Raw genomic sequence first — 14431 nt, 5'->3', positions numbered from 1 at the left:
CTGCGCTTCGCGATCCGCGAAGGTGGCCGCACCGTTGGGTCCGGTGTTGTGTCCAAAATCGTTGAGTAATTGCGCCTAGCGTAATTCCTGCAACTGACTACGGAAAGGCCGCCCATTGGGCGGCCTTTTTGCGTGGGAATCGGAAACGATTGTCCCGATATCCGACACATTCCCTTTTTCCGCCATGTTTTGCCCGCATTTGCCCGTCAGGTTGACGCCATGCCGGGGGGCAATCATGCGCAGACTGCGAAAGGGAGCATGGAAATGGGTTGGGTTTACGAGGTTTGGGCCGCACTTAAGGGTATGTTTTGGGGCTGGGAATCGCGACTAGCGGTGTTTTACCTCTGCACCACTGTGGTGATGATTTTTGGTATCTGGCTCTATCGTGGACGCCCAACCAGCTTTGTGAAATTTCTGTTCCCGCGCGAAGTCTACACGCACAAATCCAACATCATCGACATTCAAATTTTTGCCATCAACCTGCTGCTTGGTGTGGCTGGTATCTTTGGTGCAGTGTTGTTCACGCCCATCGTTGCCAAGGTGATGTTGTCAAACTTCATCGAATGGCAAGGCACGCCTTTCCAGCCGCTGGATGTCACATGGGGCCGCAGTGCGCTGGCCACGTTGATCATGATCCTGGCGATGGATTTCTGCAAATACTGGGCGCATTACATTCACCACGAAAGCAAGATCTTGTGGCCGTTCCATGCCTTGCATCATTCTGCCGAGGTGATGACGCCGCTGACCGCGAACCGCAACCACCCGATCTTCCTGCTGATCCGCAACCTGATCTACAGCATGGTGTTGGGCACGGTGCAGGCGCTGGTGCTGTTCCTGTTGATTGGCCAGATTGACCTGCTGACCATTGGCGGCGCAAACGCGGGCTACTTCCTTTTCAACCTGCTGGGCGCCAACCTGCGACACAGCCATGTGTGGCTGAGCTACGGGCCGGTTCTGGAGCATATCTTTATCTCCCCGGCGCAACATCATGTGCACCACTCCAGCGCCAAGAAGCACTTCAACAAGAACTACGGCGAAGTGTTTGCGATCTGGGATTGGATGTTTGGCACGCTTTATGTGCCCAAAGGTTACGAGAAGCTGCAATTTGGGGTGGCGGACGGCAAAGGTGAGTTGATTGAGCAACCCCATGCGACGCTAAAAGACGCGCTGATCAATCCGTTTGTTGAGAGCTTAGAAGAGGCCACTGGCATTGAGATGCTCAAGCGCAAGTCTGCGGATGACGCGACACCGGCAGAAGGGCGTTGAGATGACCAAAGGCGTCTCCATCTGGTTGGATGTCTTACGGGTGGTGGCCACGATTGTCGTGGTCCTCTCCCATTTGGCCTACCCGCGCTTTACCGGCACAAGCTATGCCTTCCTGCGGGATTGGAACGTCGGCAGTGACGCGGTGATTGTGTTTTTTGTGATGTCCGGCTGTGTGATTGCTTTTGCATCAGACCGAGATGGGGCGGCCGGGAAGTTCGCTTTCAATCGGGTGACGCGACTTCTGACTGTGATGGTGCCTGCGCTGATCCTGACGCTGGTGTTTGATACGCTTGGCACACGGATTGATGCAGGCGCTTATCCAAACGGGTTTTATCAGGCGTTGCCGGTTGGGGAGTTTCTGCTTCGTGGTATGACGTTCACAAATGAATGGGCGGCGTTTGAGCGGGTGCGGTTGGGCACGAATGGGCCGCTGTGGTCGCTAAGCTACGAGGCGGCGTATTATGCGTTGTTTGGGGTGGCGCTGTTTACCAAAGGTGTGGCACGTGTGCTGGGCCTTATGGCGCTGGTGTGGTTGGCTGGACTAAATGTGCTGCTGTTGATGCCTGCTTGGTTGCTCGGCGTCGCCTTGTGGCATTGGCTGCGTGCTGAGCGCGCTTGCACGTTTTCTCGTGGCACGGGCTGGGCTTTGGCACTTGCCGGCCCCACTCTCTATTTGGCTGTGCAAATGGCCGGAATGCCGGTTGTTTTGGCTGCGATGACTGCGGATTGGTTGGGTGTTGCTGATGCGCGGATGGTTTTGGGCTTTTCTGATGAGTTTATCTGGAACGCCTTTATCGGGCTGTGCGCGGTGGTGCATGTGGCCGGTGTGGCGATCCTGAACCCACAGAAGATGTGGGGCGTGCGGGCAATCCGGTGGATGGCAGGCGCGACGTTTTCGATTTATGTGACGCATTATCCGACCCTGCACCTGTTGGATGCGATGCTGCCGGAGATGGTGGGGCGTGATGTGCTGTTGCTAGCAGGATCGATTGTGGTGGGTCTGGTGTTTGCGCGGTATTTTGAGCGTCCGGTGAAGGCGTTCCGCGCCTGGATGATGCCGGTGTTGCAGCGGTTTGACCGCCGTGTGGTGCAGACTTCGTAAACCAGAGTTTTACGTGCTGTTGGGCTTTTCGCTGGGTTTGCCAAGGGCGGCGTCAGCGGCATCGGTGATGTCATTCAAAGATTGTTGCAGACTGAGGCGCAGGGTCTCGGTCTGCTCTTCAGTGGGTTTGCGTGGCACTTCATCCGTCCATTCCTGACAGGTGATCACGCCCCGGCTGAAGGGCAGAGGCAGCATTTGCTTGTCCCAGGTCGGCAGGCGCAGCACACGTTTCTGCGCAAAGGCCAAGGTGAACACCCGCGCTCCGGTCGAGCGGGCCCAGATCAGCGGCACAGTGGAGGCGACGCGGGCCGGGCCACGGGGGCCGTCGGGCACCACACCAAGCGAACAGCCTTCGCGGTGGCGTTTGAGCACCACCCGAGACAGGGTAATATGGCGCTGGTGGCTGGACATCGGGATGGTCTCCCAGCCCAGACGGACGAGAATCTGACCTGCGAGACGTCCGGCGCGGGCGGCTGAGGTCAAGGAGACGACGCGGGTGCCGGTGGGGGCGTTGACCATATAGGGGCCGAGAATCAGCCTTTGGTGCCAGACTGTGGTTATTACGGCCTCGCCACGGGCCAGACAGGCGTCGAGCTCTTCGCAGCCTGTGCGCTCAAATCGGGAGGTCTTATAAGCGAATCGCACGTAACCCGCCAACAGGCCTTCGACGGCGTTGTTGAAACGCGGACTGTTGGCGATTTTTTTGCGCAGCTTGTTGAGCGATTGCTTGAGCGACATGGGGTAAAAACCTCTTGAGTGCGCACCTCTCTTACAGGGGCAAATCAAAGCTGGCCAGTCTTGCCATTTTTGCGCGTTTTCCCTCTTGCCACCGGCGCAGTGGTGCCTTACGAAACACCCCACGTTAGGGGTATAGCTCAGTTGGTAGAGCGACGGTCTCCAAAACCGTAGGTCCCGGGTTCGAACCCTGGTGCCCCTGCCATTTCCCATAGATTTGGACACGTCTCAAAGCCCCTTCGGGGGCTTTTTGTTTCGGTGGCTGTCCTAAAGTCTGCGAAACTTTCGATAAACCAAGCGCCCAAATGGCGTGCAGAACCAGTCCTTTGGTGTGTTGTTTTTGGGATCTCGAAAGTCGATTTTTGGAATCGAAAAAGAGGCAGCAAATAGGCTGTGATAATAGCGCGCCGCTGACGGACCGTAGAGGGTTTGCAATACAAAAACGGAGGATGCCCTGCCATCCACCACCCCATGTATTGTCGAGTGATTGACAAAATCCATAACTTTGAAAACATCCGCACAAAACGACAGGCCGTGTTCGTCATCAAACGCCGGAGCATCTAGCAGAACAAAACCATAGTTCCGCTTCGGTATGTTGGAATGGACGTAACCACGGAAAAATCCCATTTCGAATTTTTTCCTTGGCCCCAGGATGATTTCGACGTGGTCCCGATACTGATCTGGCAGGTTGTTTGACGCAATTTCATGCCACGCCGCCACGCTTTCCATACTGGTCACACGGCCATTGTAGCCGGGTGTTTCCTTTTTGAGTTTTTGCACGGTTGCCGCTAGCACCATTGTGGAAGACCCAGTGCCGGATTCCAAAATTTCTTCAGGATGGTGCTTGAGGATGCGTTTTACAGACATCCAAAGAGTGATCCATTGGGTTCCGGTGGTGTTGGACTTTTTCTTGTAGGCGTCCAGATCGGACAAAACACCGGGCAGAGTTTGCCCGATCCGCCAGCGGCAGTATTTGTTTGCCGCCCGTTGGATGACCTTGCGCATTTTGCGTGTCCCTCTCAAAACGGTTCCTGTGGGCTCTACATTCTGAGGTAGAGCAATGAGATCATAGGAGGTGCTTGCGAGAAAGCTGTCCAGTATTTTGGGTGGTGCATAGGACTCTTGCGGTGAAAAACTGCAACCAGAGGCGTTTTAGCCCGCAAGAATTAGGCTTCTTTGCCCCAGTCTGCGTCCTGCATTTCACGCAGACGAGAGGCGGTGCGTTCAAACTCAAAGATGCCTTCGCCCTCAAGATAGAGCATTTCAGGCTCTGCGGCAGCAGAGCAGATCAGGCGAACCTTGGCCTCATAGAGCGCGTCGATCAGGGTCACGAAGCGCTTGGCTTCGTTGAAGTTGTTGCGGCTGAGCGTGGGGATGTCCTCGAGGATCAGCACCTTCACCGCGTTGGCAATCGCGAGGTAGTCGCCCGGGCCCAGCATCTTACCGCAGAGATCAAAGAAGCTCGCCCGGCCAATGCCGTTGCGGTAGGCGGGCAGGGTGACCTCGCGACCCTTCACGGTGAGCGCAAGTGGCTCGGCGGCGCCGCCGGTGAGGTCATCCCAGATGGCGCGGATTTGGGCGCGGGCTTCGGAACCTGCCTGCACAAAATAGACCTGATTTCCCGCAAGGCGATTTTGACGGTAATCGGTTGGGCTGACCAACTCCCAGCTGCGCATCTTTTCTTTGATCAAAGCGATGAAGGGCAAGAAAAGCTGGCGGTTGAGGCCATTTTTATACAGGTCATCCGGGGTGCGATTGGAGGTGGTGACCACCACAACGCCAGCCTCAAAAAGCTGTTCAAACAGACGCCCGACAATCATCGCATCGGTGATGTCGGTGATCTGCATTTCGTCAAAGGCCAGCACACGAACGCTGTCTGCCACAGCTTTGGCCACGGGCTTGACCGTGTCTTCAACGCCTTCAGAGCGAGCCTTGTGCATGGCCTCGTGGATTTCCTGCATGAAGGCATGAAAGTGTACGCGGCGCACGGGGACAGACAGGCTGTCGACAAACAGATCCATCAGCATGGATTTGCCACGCCCCACGCCGCCCCACAGATAGAGGCCACGCACCGGCTCCGGCGTGGATTTGCGGAACCATTTCTTTGGGACGGGTTTGGACACCTCAGCGCGGATACGTTCCAGTTCCGGCAGCACCGCAACTTGGGCGTCGTCGGCGTGTAGGGTTCCGTCGGCCACGCGGGCGGCGTAAATCTCGGGCAAGCTATCCATACATGTCCCTTAGCCAATTGAGAGCGTGAGGAAAAGGGCCGCGCCGGACCCTATGACAGACTGTTATGAGCGGGTGAACAAATGCTGAATTGACCTGAGGTCGTTCATTTGTTCAGTGTTTGCGACGCGCAGACAGGAGTGAGATGATGAGTGCAAAGACCCCTTTGATGACCCCAGTTTTGATGGTGGGGTGTGTCATCATCCTTGTGAGCTTTGCCATTCGGGCGAGTTTTGGGGTGTTTCAAATTCCAATTGCCGAAGAGTTTGGCTGGCTGCGCAGTGAGTTCTCGCTGGCGATTGCGATTCAGAACCTGGCTTGGGGTATTGGTCAGCCGATTTTTGGCGCCATTGCCGAGAAGATTGGTGATCGGAAAGCGATTATTTTAGGCGCGTTGACTTATGCTGCCGGATTGGTTTTGTCGTCCTTTGCCGTGACGCCCGAAGCGCACCAGATGCTTGAAATCCTTGTGGGATTTGGCGTTGCGGGTACCGGTTTTGGCGTGATCCTAGCCGTTGTGGGCCGGGCGAGTTCGGATGAGAACCGTTCCATGTCCTTAGCGATTGCCACGGCGGCGGGATCGGCCGGTCAGGTGTTTGGGGCGCCGATGGCGGAGTGGATGTTGTCGTTTATGTCTTGGCAGCAAACCTTTGTGGTGTTTGCGGTGGCGATTTTGGCGGTCTTGCTGCTTTTGCCAGCGATGCGGGCACCGGCGGCGGTCAGCAAAGAAGAGCTGCAGGAGAGCATGGGGGAGATCCTGAAGCGGGCGTTTAAAGATCCGTCTTATACGTTGATCTTCCTAGGCTTCTTCAGCTGTGGCTATCAGCTGGCATTTGTCACGGCGCATTTTCCAGCGATGATCACTGAGATGTGTGGGCCGATCGCGGCAGGCTCAACGCTGGCAAACATGGGCATCACCTCGACGTCTACTTTGGGGGCCGTGGCGATTTCTTTGATTGGTTTGGCCAATATTGGCGGCACCTTGCTGGCCGGCTGGGCAGGCAAGCACTTCCCGAAAAAGTATCTGCTGGCAGGGATTTACACCGGGCGCACGCTGGCGGCGGCGATCTTTATTCTGATGCCAATTACGCCAATGAGCGTGGTGGTGTTTTCTGTGGTGATGGGATCGCTGTGGCTCGCAACCGTGCCGCTGACGTCGGGGCTGGTCGCGCATCTATATGGGCTGCGCTACATGGGCACGCTTTACGGGATTGTGTTCTTCTCTCACCAGCTGGGCAGCTTCCTTGGTGTGTGGCTGGGGGGACGGATGTATGACCTTTACGGCGACTACACGATGGTCTGGTGGTTTGGTGTTGGCGTTGGTGCGTTTAGCGCCATTGTACACCTGCCGATCCGCGAAAACCGCACGCGAGTTGCAGTCGCCGCGTAGCGCGTTAACCCGCCAAAATCACGTCGGTATAACGTCTGTATCGCGACTGTTTTGCGGAGGTGGGGAAATTTTAGGGCCGTTGCGGGTTAGCGCAGCGGCCTTTGCTTTAAGGGGGGCTTAGGACTGCGCCGCTTGCCACTGATCGAGAATGTAGCGGCTGGTCATCAGGTCGAGGTGCGCGCCGCCACCGTTTTTGAACAGGGTGATTTGATCGTCCGAGGTGCGGGTGAACGTGTCGAGGCTGTAGTAGTCAGCCAGCACGTCTTTGCGGGTGATTACGCCCTCGGCGAGTGGGATTTTCAACTCACCAATGTGGTCCAATGTGGTGTCGTAGCTGTCGACAAAGAGGCTGGCGCGGGTGAGCGCGGCGTTGTCGATTTCGCGCATGTCGGGGCGGTAGGCACCGATGAGGTCGATGTGTTGGCCCGGTTGCAGCCAGTCGCCGCGCAGGGTCGGTTCCGTGGACATGGTGGCGGAGGTCACGATGTCAGCTTCGCCCACGGCCTGTTCCAGATCGGTGGCGACTTTAAGACCGTCAATTTCGGCTGCCATTTTCTCAGCATTGGCCTCTGTGCGGTTCCAGACGGTGAACTCTGCGTCCGGGAAGACGGCGGAATAGGCGGCGTGCAGGTTGCGGCCCACGGTGCCGGCGCCAACGATTAGGATTTTGGAGCTGTCCGGGCGGGCAAGGCGGCGGGCGGCCAAGAGGCTGTCGCCTGCGGTTTTCCATTTGGTGACAAGGTGGAAGTCGATCAGCGCGGACAAGATGCCGTGGGCGTCATCAAACAGCGTGACCGCGCCGTGGATCATCGGCACGTCCTGGGAGGGGTTGTCCGGGAAGATGGTGGCGGATTTCACGGCGATGCCAAGACCGTCGATCCAGGCCTGGCGTTGCAGCAGCGTGTCTTTGCCACGGTAGAGGAAGCTGTCGGAGATTTCCGCTTTGGGCAGGGCATGGCCTGCGGCCAGGGCGTCGGTCAGGCCAATCCAGTTGATGTTCTTCTCGCCCTCTTCAAAGGAGATGATCGTGGTCATGTGGCTTCCTCCGCGGTGAGCAGGCCTTCGGCAACCAGACGGTCTGCCCAGCCTTGTGGGTGTTCAAACAGATGGGTCTGCCAGCCGCGTGCGGCGGCGGCGGTGATGTTCTCAGTACGATCATCAGCGAAGAGTAGGCGGTCTGGGTCGATGCCGCAGTCTGCCTCGACATGGGCGTAGATTGCCGGGTCAGGTTTGATGAGCTTCAGGCGGCCGGAGACATATTCGCGATTGAAACGGTTGAGAAATGGGTAGACCGCTTGGGACAGGGGGAAGTTGTCATGGCCAAAGTTGGTCAGGGTGAAAACCGTCATGCCTTTGTCGACCAGCGCATCGAGCAGGCGCACCGAATGCGGGATGGCCGGGGCAGCAAGGTCGTTCCAGTTGTCGTTCCACATGCGCAGCTCAGCCTCATATTCGGGATATTGCGGCACAAGGCTGTCGATCATGCCGGGCAGGGAGGCGCCAGCGTCGATCTGTTCATGGTGGTGGTGAATGTTGGTGTCCGCAAAGAAGGCGCGGCGGCGGGCTTCGCCGACGGTGCGGTCATAGAAGTTTTCCGGCTGCCATTGGATCAGCACATTGCCAATGTCAAAAATCACGGCGTCAATTTGCGACATACTCTGCCCCTGAAGTAAAATGTTTGCGCCGACCTTAGTGGGCGCAGGGGAGGACGCAAGGTGGGATTGTTCTAGCGGCGGACGCGAGGGCGGTGTGGCGTTGGTGTGCTGCCCATTTTGGCCTCGCGCCAGAACACAAACAGCCCTGCGCCAGAGATCAACGCCATGCCGATCCAGGTTGTGGGGGCAGGCCATTCATCAAAGATCAGGATGCCAAACAGCACGCCTACGGGCAGGGCGGCATATTCCAAAGGGGCGATCAGGCTGGCCTCGGACACGCGGTAGGCTTGCGAGATGAAAAACCCACCAAAGGCGATGGAGCAGCCCAATAGAAACAGGATGGGCCAGTCGGCAGTGGCAGGCCAATGCCAGGCGCGCAGCAGGAAGCTGATCATCTCGCCGCCGGAATTTTCATACGCCCCGTGGCCGAGCAGAAGGCCAACCAAACTTGCCACCACAATGAACACAACCTGGATGAAGACCGCCATGGTGGCGGCGCTGTCGGTGGTGCCAATTTTGCGGGTCAGCACATGCAACAGCGCGTAGGCCACGGCGGAAACCAAGGGTAACAGGAGTGCGATGTTGAAATCAGAGGCCCCAGGGCGGACCATGATCAACACGCCAATCATGCCAGCCACCACGGCCGCTTTGCGACGCGGACCAATGACCTCACCTAGAAGAAGCGCGCCAAACAAGGTGATCAGCAGGGGGGAGATGAAGAACACTGCCATGGCATCGGCCAGAGGCAGCACGGAGAGGCCAAGAAAAAAGGTGGTGTTGGCAAAGACCACGCAAAGGCCGCGCAGCATATGCATGCCCAGACGTTGGGTGCGCAGGGAGGAGATCCCGCCTTGGAATGGCACAATCACAATCATCAGAATGGTCAGGCCGATGAGCGAGCGGATCAGCACAATCTGGTGCAGGGCATAGTCGCCAGACAGGAATTTGATTGCGGTGTCGTTGATGGCGAAGAACATCGTCGCGATCAGGGCGGAGAGCGGGCCAACTGGCAAGGTGGAGCGGGACTGGGACATGGGGGCAGATGGCGCGGATTCGAGGGGCGGGTCTAGGTCAAAAGCGACGCTCGCAGGAAAAGGTGATTTTGGTCGCGTTAAAATTGTTGACTCGATGGGATTAAAGAAATAACCATATGGTTATGAAACTACCTGGTTATGAAAATCCTGAACTGAACGCTGTGTTTGCAGCATTGGCTGACCCCACCCGCCGGGCGATTTTGGCGCGTCTGAGTGAAGGCGAAGCTAATGTGCGTGATTTGGCAGAGCCGTTTGAAATGAGCCAGCCGGCCGTATCCAAGCATCTGAAGGTGCTGGAGGCCTCCGGGTTAATTGAACGCGGACAGGTCGGGCAAAGCCGCCCGGCGTATTTGAAGGCGGCGCCGATGAAAGAGGCGATGGACTGGATGGAGCAGTTCAGCCGGTTTTGGTCCGGTAGCTTTGATCAGCTGGATGCGCTTCTTGAGACGATGAAATCTAGTGAAGAGGACGATTTGAAAGATGACTGATTTACCAATTTATTTGTTCAACCGCACGTTTGAAGCCCCAAAGGACATGGTGTGGAAGACGTTCAGCGACCCAAAGTTGTTGTCGGTGTGGTATGGGCCGGGGGTGGAAACGGTGATCCACGAGTTTGACCTGCGCGCCGGGGGGCGGTGGCTCAATGAGATGAAGTGGGGCGAGAAATCGGACTATAGCCGTATGGACTTTCAGGAGGTGGCCAATGGCGAGAAGATTGTCTGGCTGCACCACAGCACGGACGCTGACTGGAAGCAGCAGCCAAACCCTATGATGCCGAATTGGCCGCAGAAGCTTTTGACCACGGTGACATTTGCTGAGGATGGCGGGCAGACCAAGGTGAAGCTGGAGCAGGTGCCGGTGGATGCGAGCGCGCAAGAAGCCGCCTGTTTTGCAGAGATGATGGGCAATATGGACAGCGGTTGGGGCAAAGGCTTCGACATCTTGGAAACACTGCTCTAAGACGCCAAAACACTATTTTCTTTGCCAAAAACGCCTGCCTCAGCTTACGTTGGGGCAGGCGTTTCGGTGTTTGGGGCCGACATACGTAAAGGGGATGGAATGAGACACACGGTTATTGCGGCCTGCATTATGGGCCTGGTTGGTGGCGTTGGCATGGGGATGGCGGAGGACGCTGGGGCGTTTTGGCAGCCGGCGCGGGAAAAATTCAACAAGATGTCAGATGACGCCTGTGACGGGGATGGCGGGGCGTTTCGCGAGTTGATGCAAGCGGCGATCATGGAAGAGCATCCGGTGGCGCAGAACGACTTGGCCTGGGTGTTTGGCACTGAGCGATGCCAGTATTACGCTGACGATGTTGAGGCGGTGGCCGAATTGCAAAAGGACTCCGCAGATGCGGGTTATCCAGTGGCGCAGAGCAACATTGGCGTGAAATACATGGAAGGTGACGGGGTCGGCCAGAACACTGATCTGGCCATTGATTACTTCGAAGCGGCCATGCGGGCGGGGTACGGTGAAGGCGCTGCGCAGCTTGGTATCTATTTCGCCGAGGGAATTCATCTCGTGCAAAACATCGCGCGGGCGGACCTCTTGCTTGAGGATGCTTATGCGCTGGGCGCGGATCAAGACATGATTGATCGGCTAGCGGCGGCGCTTGAAGAGGCCGCCCCAGCGCCTGCGTTTGTTTCTTCAGACAGATGGGCCTACGATGACGGCGAGGCGGGATATGATCTGGTGCAGAACGGCGGGTTGCTGGCGCGGGTGTTTTTAGGACGGGATCAGGAAACTGGCGGATATTACTACGGCATGTACCGCGTCTCAGATGACCCGATGATTCATTTCATGGGGGTGTCGGTGAAACATGCCAATGGGCGCGACACGGAGTTGGATATGAACGGCTGCGGCGGGCAAAACTGTTTGATTGACTACGGCGACAGCGCGCAGGTGCGTATCCCCATTTCGGGACGCAATCAGGCGGCGATGCTGGAGGCGTTTAAGTCCGGGGACACGATCAAGTTCCGCTATCAAACAGAAGCCAGCTATGCGCAGAATAAATTCAAGAACATGACCCTGGGCCTCAAGGGGTCGCGCAAAGCCATTGAGGCGGTGCAACGGAGTGCGCCTGCGCCAGCCGTGAATACTGGCAACTCCAGCTCAAACCGGCCCGTGTCTCCGCCCACATCAAATGTTAGCGACACGGGGGCTCAGCCCGAGCCGAATTACACTGGGGGGCCGTCGTATTATCAGGAAAACACCAAGGACGGGGATCAGTTTTGCCAAGCGGTGGAAACGGCAGAGTATCCCCCCCATTTTTACAGTGAGTTTGAACCAGAAACCCAAAGGCTTTGGCTTGAAAGTCCTAACCATACCCTAAAGCCAGCGGATTTGGACTATCTTGGCAGTGCGACCACTGTTTGGATGTGGGGAGCAGCCACCCGGCGTTCGGGTGAGCCCTGGGTGCTTTACAAAAATGGTACCGCCAAACGGCTCAATCACACGGCGCGTGACGGTATTTTTGATGTGTATGAAGATTTTTCCGGCAGTTGGCAGCGCGATGGCGCGCGTGGCGTGGTGTTGCGCATGAAATCAAAATGGAAACACAGCACAAGTGGCTACGACTATATTGAATGCACAGGCGGAACGTTGACGACTCAGCAAGCGTCAGGCTGGCGGCAGGGGGTGAAGTCCTTCTGGCAAACTTGCTCAATGATGTGGAGCTGCTCTGAGTGGAGCGATAAATATCCAGAGAAAAAAACTACAACCGAGCTGCATAGTTTGGTTGAGTGGGCGCCGGGAGACATCGCCAGCAAGAAATTGGAATGGAGCCAGCCGCGACCCTGACCAAAGTGTGGCACACTGATCCAAGAGCATCAGGGCGGATCTCTGCTTTGCGTCGCGCCTAGGCGTGGCGCGACGGTTCGGCTGAGGGGTTGGCAGAACTCGTGGGGCTGCGGTTTTGCTGTTTCCAAATTCGAAGTCTGATCCAGAGAGTTTCATTGATTGACAGCAGGCTGATCTCTAAGTATCGACATATCGGGAATGTGCGAAGTGTAGGGTTCAGATGCAGCAGAGCGATCTCTTGGACGTCTTTCGGGCGCTGGCCAATGAAAACCGGCAGGACATCCTGTTCCGGGTGTTCAGTGACAAAGAAGCCCACAGCGTGGGCGAAATTGCCGAACGCATGGGGATCGCGCAATCCACTGCGTCTGAGCATCTGACCATCCTGCGTAAGGCGGGCATTCTTCAATCGGAAAAAGTGGACCGCCAGGTGCGCTACACGGTCAACAAAAAGGCAGTGAATGAGGTTCTGAGCATGTTGCAGCATTGGCTGACATGTTGCTGAGCTGAGCGGCTGTCTCTTTTTTTTGGCTTAATATATCGTAATTTCGCGAAATGACAATGAAAAAACTATGACACATCCTCTCTTCCTCACACTTGCGGCGGCGTTACTTGCCGCTGCTGGGTATTTTGCGTTTGGTTACGCCTGGCCCAAAATGACGCTGTTTGATCCGGACCATCGCGTGGAGCGTTTCAGAAGCCTGTCCGATGCATTTCCGACAGTGCCAATTGCACGCGCTTCAAAACCCGCGGCCTATGATGTCGCGATCACCCCCATTGCCGAGACATATGTTTTTGAGGGTAAAGCGCGCAATCTTTCAGAGTTTCTGGCGCGCAGCGAGACCACCGCGTTTCTTGTGGTGCACAGAGGTGACCTTGTGCATGAGGCCTATTTCCAAGGCAATTCGGAGAGCGATCTGGTGACGTCGTTCTCGGTCGCGAAGTCGTTTGTCAGCACGTTGGTTGGCATTGCGGTGCATGACGGGCTGATTGACGATATTCATGAGCCGATCACCAAATATGTGCCTGCGCTTGCTGGATCCGGTTTTGATGGCGTGGCCATTTCAGACGTTTTGACCATGTCCTCGGGCATCGCCTTTTCCGAGGTGTATGACGACAAAAGCACGGATGCTTTTACGATCTATGACAAGATGTTTTTGAAATTCCGGTCGGTGGAGCGTGTTATGGGCAACTACGGGTCGCTTGGTGCGGCCGGCCAGGAGTTTCAGTATGCCAGCCTGAACACGCAGGCGCTTGGGCAGCTGATCAAATCGGTCTCGGGTATGTCGGTTGCCAGCTATATGCAGCAAACGCTCTGGCACCCCTTGGCGGCAGAGGCTGAAGCCAGTTGGTCGACAGATTTGTATGGCAATGTGCTGTCTTTCTGGGGGTTGAACGCCACGGCGCGGGATTTTGCGCGCTTTGGGGTCCTGTTTGCGCAAGGCGGGCAGTATCAGGGACAACAGGTTGTGCCTGCGGATTGGGTTTCAGAGGCAACCACCGCAAGCGCGCCTCGATTGGCCCGAGGAAACGTCGACACGCATTGGGGCTATGGCTACCAGTGGTGGCTGCCAGATGGTCGACAGGATGATTTCTCGGCGATTGGTATCTGGGGGCAGTTTATCTACGTCAGCCCAAACACGGACACGGTCATTGTAAAGATGTCGGCAGATCCCGACTTCAAATCTCACGAAGTTGAGGCCATGGCCGCGTTTCGCGCTATTGCTGAGGGATTGAACAAAGTGCCCTAGGCGCGCGCGGCGGCGCGCAGTTCTCGCTCCAAAGCCTCTAGAAATCGCGAGCGGTCGGCTTTGGTGAAACCTTTGCCGCCGCCCTGACGGAAGGGATCTGCGGCGCGCAGATCGGTCATGAGGTCTCGGGTGGCCAAGACGTTGCCGATGTTGGCGGAGGTCAAAGCTTCGCCGTTGTGTTTGAGCACACGTGCACCGCTTTCGACACATTTTGCCGCCAGAGGGATGTCGCCGGTGATCACAACGTCGCCTGTTTTGGCGCGGTCTGCGATCCACATGTCAGCTACATCAGGGCCTTCGGGCACAATCACGTTTTCCACCAGCGGGTTCTGCGAGGGGCGCAGCCCGCCGTTGGAGACAACGTAGATGTTCACTTTGTGACGGGTGCCCACGCGTTCAACTTCGGCTTTCACCGGGCAGGCGTCGGCATCCACATAGATGGCTGTCATGTTGGCACTTTCCGTTTTAATTGC

16 protein-coding genes and 1 tRNA gene are annotated in these 14431 nt (G+C 56.7%); 10 read left to right on the top strand and 7 right to left on the bottom strand.

Annotated elements, in window-relative coordinates; genetic code table 11:
* The 3 genes from QOL67_RS22085 to QOL67_RS15355 all read left to right on the top strand — a co-directional run.
* A partial coding sequence (locus QOL67_RS22085; RefSeq protein ID WP_283427986.1) for an EF-Tu C-terminal domain-related protein occupies positions 1–69 on the top strand: 69 nt, incomplete at its 5' end.
* Positions 70–264: 195 nt separating this feature from the next.
* Positions 265–1266, top strand: coding sequence for a sterol desaturase family protein (locus QOL67_RS15360; protein ID WP_283426847.1), 1002 nt, complete (start codon positions 265–267; stop codon positions 1264–1266).
* Between the two features lies 1 nt (position 1267).
* Complete coding sequence (locus QOL67_RS15355; RefSeq protein ID WP_283426846.1) at positions 1268–2368, top strand: acyltransferase family protein; 1101 nt, start codon at positions 1268–1270, stop codon at positions 2366–2368.
* A 9-nt stretch (positions 2369–2377) separates the two neighbouring features.
* Here QOL67_RS15355 and QOL67_RS15350 read toward each other — a convergent pair whose 3' ends face one another.
* Positions 2378–3106, bottom strand: a complete 729-nt coding sequence (locus QOL67_RS15350; protein WP_283426845.1) for a lysophospholipid acyltransferase family protein — start codon at positions 3104–3106, stop codon at positions 2378–2380.
* A gap of 126 nt (positions 3107–3232) precedes the next feature.
* Between QOL67_RS15350 and QOL67_RS15345 the strand changes: the two genes are divergently transcribed.
* Positions 3233–3308: transfer RNA gene (locus QOL67_RS15345), tRNA-Trp, on the top strand.
* Positions 3309–3370: 62 nt separating this feature from the next.
* Here the strand turns inward: QOL67_RS15345 and QOL67_RS15340 are convergent.
* On the bottom strand, positions 3371–3970 hold the full coding sequence (locus QOL67_RS15340; RefSeq protein WP_283426844.1) for a hypothetical protein: 600 nt from the start codon (positions 3968–3970) through the stop codon (positions 3371–3373).
* Positions 3971–4269: 299 nt separating this feature from the next.
* Positions 4270–5334, bottom strand: coding sequence for a cell division protein ZapE (gene zapE / locus QOL67_RS15335; RefSeq protein WP_283426843.1), 1065 nt, complete (start codon positions 5332–5334; stop codon positions 4270–4272).
* 146 nt (positions 5335–5480) lie between these two features.
* Here zapE and QOL67_RS15330 point away from each other — a divergent pair, with 146 nt between their 5' ends.
* The gene (locus tag QOL67_RS15330; RefSeq protein ID WP_283426842.1) at positions 5481–6722 is read left to right on the top strand and encodes an MFS transporter; all 1242 of its coding nucleotides are present in this window, start codon (positions 5481–5483) and stop codon (positions 6720–6722) included.
* Between the two features lie 117 nt (positions 6723–6839).
* Here QOL67_RS15330 and QOL67_RS15325 read toward each other — a convergent pair whose 3' ends face one another.
* The 3 genes from QOL67_RS15325 to QOL67_RS15315 all read right to left on the bottom strand — a co-directional run bounded on the left by QOL67_RS15325 (position 6840) and on the right by QOL67_RS15315 (position 9411).
* Positions 6840–7757, bottom strand: coding sequence for an ornithine cyclodeaminase family protein (locus QOL67_RS15325; protein WP_283426841.1), 918 nt, complete (start codon positions 7755–7757; stop codon positions 6840–6842).
* Complete coding sequence (locus QOL67_RS15320; protein WP_283426840.1) at positions 7754–8377, bottom strand: HAD family hydrolase; 624 nt, start codon at positions 8375–8377, stop codon at positions 7754–7756. The genes QOL67_RS15325 and QOL67_RS15320 overlap by 4 nt, the downstream gene beginning before the upstream one ends.
* Before the next feature lie 71 nt (positions 8378–8448).
* Positions 8449–9411: a DMT family transporter gene (locus tag QOL67_RS15315; protein ID WP_283426839.1), complete on the bottom strand. Its 963-nt coding sequence runs from the start codon at positions 9409–9411 to the stop codon at positions 8449–8451.
* A gap of 116 nt (positions 9412–9527) precedes the next feature.
* On the opposite strand from QOL67_RS15315, the gene QOL67_RS15310 reads away from it, so the two are divergent.
* The 5 genes from QOL67_RS15310 (at position 9528) to QOL67_RS15290 (ending at position 13958) form a co-directional block, all read left to right on the top strand.
* Positions 9528–9899 (top strand): ArsR/SmtB family transcription factor, encoded by a 372-nt coding sequence (locus tag QOL67_RS15310; protein ID WP_283426838.1) that lies wholly within the window; start codon positions 9528–9530, stop codon positions 9897–9899.
* Entirely contained in the window at positions 9892–10371 is a 480-nt protein-coding gene (locus QOL67_RS15305; protein WP_283426837.1) for an SRPBCC family protein, read from the top strand. Before QOL67_RS15310 ends, QOL67_RS15305 begins: the two co-directional genes overlap by 8 nt.
* Positions 10372–10470: 99 nt before the next feature.
* Entirely contained in the window at positions 10471–12210 is a 1740-nt protein-coding gene (locus QOL67_RS15300; protein ID WP_283426836.1) for a tetratricopeptide repeat protein, read from the top strand.
* A gap of 220 nt (positions 12211–12430) precedes the next feature.
* Complete coding sequence (locus QOL67_RS15295; protein ID WP_283426835.1) at positions 12431–12712, top strand: ArsR/SmtB family transcription factor; 282 nt, start codon at positions 12431–12433, stop codon at positions 12710–12712.
* A 67-nt stretch (positions 12713–12779) separates the two neighbouring features.
* Entirely contained in the window at positions 12780–13958 is a 1179-nt protein-coding gene (locus QOL67_RS15290) for a serine hydrolase domain-containing protein (protein WP_283426834.1), read from the top strand.
* Here the strand turns inward: QOL67_RS15290 and QOL67_RS15285 are convergent.
* A complete protein-coding gene (locus QOL67_RS15285; protein WP_283426833.1) occupies positions 13955–14407 on the bottom strand; it encodes a YaiI/YqxD family protein in 453 nt (150 codons plus the stop codon). The two genes, QOL67_RS15290 and QOL67_RS15285, sit on opposite strands and share 4 nt — an antisense overlap.
* Positions 14408–14431: the final 24 nt, after the last annotated feature.

Source organism: Shimia sagamensis, from assembly GCF_900182745.1.
GTDB lineage: Bacteria > Pseudomonadota > Alphaproteobacteria > Rhodobacterales > Rhodobacteraceae > Shimia > Shimia sagamensis.
The sequence above is the reverse complement of the archived record's forward strand: the minus strand, read 5'-3'. Positions and strand labels throughout refer to the sequence as shown.

Bases quoted from the DNA above. Each gene is read 5' to 3' on its own strand.
- QOL67_RS15290 (WP_283426834.1), top strand. From the start codon at position 12,780: ATGACACATCCTCTCTTCCTCACACTTGCGGCGGCGTTACTTGCCGCT.
- QOL67_RS15360 (WP_283426847.1), top strand. From the start codon at position 265: ATGGGTTGGGTTTACGAGGTTTGGGCCGCACTTAAGGGTATGTTTTGG.
- QOL67_RS15325 (WP_283426841.1), bottom strand. From the start codon at position 7,757: ATGACCACGATCATCTCCTTTGAAGAGGGCGAGAAGAACATCAACTGG.
- QOL67_RS15350 (WP_283426845.1), bottom strand. From the start codon at position 3,106: ATGTCGCTCAAGCAATCGCTCAACAAGCTGCGCAAAAAAATCGCCAAC.
- QOL67_RS15295 (WP_283426835.1), top strand. From the start codon at position 12,431: ATGCAGCAGAGCGATCTCTTGGACGTCTTTCGGGCGCTGGCCAATGAA.
- QOL67_RS15315 (WP_283426839.1), bottom strand. From the start codon at position 9,411: ATGTCCCAGTCCCGCTCCACCTTGCCAGTTGGCCCGCTCTCCGCCCTG.
- QOL67_RS15320 (WP_283426840.1), bottom strand. From the start codon at position 8,377: ATGTCGCAAATTGACGCCGTGATTTTTGACATTGGCAATGTGCTGATC.
- zapE (WP_283426843.1), bottom strand. From the start codon at position 5,334: ATGGATAGCTTGCCCGAGATTTACGCCGCCCGCGTGGCCGACGGAACC.
- QOL67_RS15310 (WP_283426838.1), top strand. From the start codon at position 9,528: ATGGTTATGAAACTACCTGGTTATGAAAATCCTGAACTGAACGCTGTG.
- QOL67_RS15340 (WP_283426844.1), bottom strand. From the start codon at position 3,970: ATGTCTGTAAAACGCATCCTCAAGCACCATCCTGAAGAAATTTTGGAA.
- QOL67_RS15330 (WP_283426842.1), top strand. From the start codon at position 5,481: ATGAGTGCAAAGACCCCTTTGATGACCCCAGTTTTGATGGTGGGGTGT.
- QOL67_RS15300 (WP_283426836.1), top strand. From the start codon at position 10,471: ATGAGACACACGGTTATTGCGGCCTGCATTATGGGCCTGGTTGGTGGC.
- QOL67_RS15305 (WP_283426837.1), top strand. From the start codon at position 9,892: ATGACTGATTTACCAATTTATTTGTTCAACCGCACGTTTGAAGCCCCA.
- QOL67_RS15285 (WP_283426833.1), bottom strand. From the start codon at position 14,407: ATGACAGCCATCTATGTGGATGCCGACGCCTGCCCGGTGAAAGCCGAA.
- QOL67_RS15355 (WP_283426846.1), top strand. From the start codon at position 1,268: ATGACCAAAGGCGTCTCCATCTGGTTGGATGTCTTACGGGTGGTGGCC.